The 2447-nt window shown below is 46.0% G+C and carries 2 protein-coding genes; both read right to left on the bottom strand.

Annotation, left to right across the window (positions count from 1 at the left end):
* Window positions 1-70: 70 nt before the first annotated feature.
* Window positions 71-955: a carbohydrate ABC transporter permease gene (locus AC5V8P_RS25070; protein WP_063211440.1), complete on the bottom strand. Its 885-nt coding sequence runs from the start codon at window positions 953-955 to the stop codon at window positions 71-73.
* A 39-nt stretch (window positions 956-994) separates the two neighbouring features.
* Window positions 995-2275 (bottom strand): ABC transporter substrate-binding protein, encoded by a 1281-nt coding sequence (locus AC5V8P_RS25065; protein ID WP_064796609.1) that lies wholly within the window; start codon window positions 2273-2275, stop codon window positions 995-997.
* Between the last annotated feature and the right edge of the window lie 172 nt (window positions 2276-2447).

Raw genomic sequence — 2447 nt, 5'->3', positions numbered from 1 at the left:
GGGAAGAAAGACACGACTGCGCCCATGCACAGCAACAGCGTGATCAGCAAGGAATTAGCCTTTTTCAGCCTCATGCCTCCACCTCCCTCTTCTTCATGACACGCAGCTGGATCAGAGTAAAGATGAGCACAATGGCAAACAAAATAACGGATTTAGCGCTCGCATAGCCGTAACGGAAGTTGTTGGAGAACGCCTCTTCATAAATGTTCATCGTAATCACCTGTGTGCTGCGTCCCGGTCCTCCGCCAGTCAGTCCATACACGACCTCATACACCTTGAAGGCACCGTTGAGTGTCAGGAAGAAACAGATCGTAATCGCGTGGGTAATCATGGGCAGCGTCACACTTCGCAATGTCTGAAAAGCATTCGCCCCGTCAATAATAGCGGCCTCCTTCAGGCTCTGCGGTACACCCTGAAGTGCAGCCAGATAAATGATCATCATATATCCCACACCATTCCAGAGCGAGACAATAATGATAGAAAAGAAAGATACCTTCGGATCGCCCAGCCAGGATTGACCTAAAAAGGCGATGGCCGTCTTTTCAGCAATTTGCGGCAGCACGGAGGAGAAAACGAATGTCCACATAAATGCGCTAATAATGGTACTGATCATATTAGGCATAAAAAAGATCGTCCGAAAAAATCCTTTGCTGCGTGTGCGTGACTCAATCAACACTGCCAGTACCAGCGCAAGCGCATTTTGCAGCACGATCATAACCAATACGTATTTAAGTGTAAACCACAGGGAGTTAAGAAAGTCGGGGTCTTCCTTCAAAGATTCCACAAAATTTCCCAAGCCGATAAAATTGTAATTGGGATTCAATCCGTTCCAGTCTGTAAAGCTGTAGTACATGCCGCTGATCGTTGGAATGAGCAGGAAGATGGCGTAAAAGATCAGTGCCGGGGCAGTAAATGCCAGCAGCATGACGTATTTTTTGTAGATTTTAAAAGGCATGGAGTCTCTCCCTCCCGATGTCATTCTGTAGGTTACCGTCTACTTGTTCACTTTGTTATACGATTTCCATGCCTTATCCAGCGCCTTAATGACGTCATCCTGCGAGAGCTGGCCAGCATAATAGGATTGGAGCGATTTGCCTGCCTCGTCCTTGACCGCCTGCGGGATGGATGGATCTTGGTACGACTTGCCTGCTTTCACATATTCGGTAGCGTCATTAACCCAAGGATAGCTTTTAAATGTATGCACTTTGGAGATGGGATTAAATTTCAATGCTTCATAGAATGCGCTGGAATCCTTGTCGTCCAACACATAGTTAACAAAGTCGAGCGCAACCTCCTTATTCTTGCTTGAAGAGGATACGGCCAGCGAAGTCGAAGTGGACAGATTGATCAAGGTCGCATTCGGATCGTCATTGATCGGCAATGGTGCCACCCCAAAATCCATCTTCGGATCAGATTTTAAAATCGTTTCCGCAAACCACGGTCCCTGAATCCACATCGCCGCTTTACCTGAAGCAAATGCTGCTGATCCATCATCCCCGCCGATTTCCAGCGCCTTGTCTGTACCATTGCTGTTCACCAGATCAATAATATCGAACATGCTCTTCATTTCGGAAAAAGAACCTTTGTCCTGATTCATCCGTTCGATAAAATCCTTATTCTGTGTGTTCATCATCGCACCTGCTGTGAGCGGCACAAACAGCTGTGGAATCCAGGATTCCTTGTAAGACAACAGGAATGGTGTCACATGATTCGCTTTCAGCTTTTCGACCACAGCCTTCATTTCGGTCAACGTTCCCGGCGGCTTCAAGTCCAAATCCTTAAATATTTTTTTATTGTACAAATAGCCCCATGAAATTGTTTCCAAAGGAACCGCTACGACTTTGCCGTCTTTCGTCGTCACCGAAGGCTTCACACTGTCCATTAATTTGCTGACAAACGGCTGGCCGGACAAGTCCTCCAAATAACCCGCTTTATAAAACGGAGGAATTTCATTCACCGCATGCAACGCGAATACGTCTGGTGCATCGTTGGAAGCGAGTCTTGTTTTCAAAATTTGCGCAGCATTGTCCGCAGGCGGCATCTCCAGTTGAACGGTAACGTCGATATTTTTATCTTGCTTCTCTTTGGCTATAAATGCATTAATGTATTTATCGTAGTGCTCCTTCAAACGGGGCTGAGCAATAAACATTTTGAGATTTACAGTTTTGCCGTCTCCACCGGAATCACTGCTGTCACTGCCTGAAGAATTCGCTCCACATCCGGCCAACAACGTGCCAACCAGCATCGTACTCAATACACCTTTCCACATTTTCATGCAAAATGACCTCCCTAAGTTGAAAATTCCATTTTGTATACGCTTTCATTATAGGGTGGAAGGTCGCTTCTGCCATTGGACACCCTTAGCTTATTGGATTGGATTTTTTTAAACTTCCTTTCTCATTTCACCAGGGGCCATGCCGAAATGCTTTTTAAATACCCGATAAAAA

The organism is Paenibacillus sp. N119s (assembly GCF_059447605.1).
The sequence above is the reverse complement of the archived record's forward strand: the minus strand, read 5'-3'. Positions and strand labels throughout refer to the sequence as shown.

What these genes read in the sequence shown, in the direction of transcription:
- AC5V8P_RS25070 (WP_063211440.1), bottom strand. Translation starts at nt 955, where the DNA reads ATGCCTTTTAAAATCTACAAAAAATACGTCATGCTGCTGGCATTTACT.
- AC5V8P_RS25065 (WP_064796609.1), bottom strand. Translation starts at nt 2,275, where the DNA reads ATGAAAATGTGGAAAGGTGTATTGAGTACGATGCTGGTTGGCACGTTG.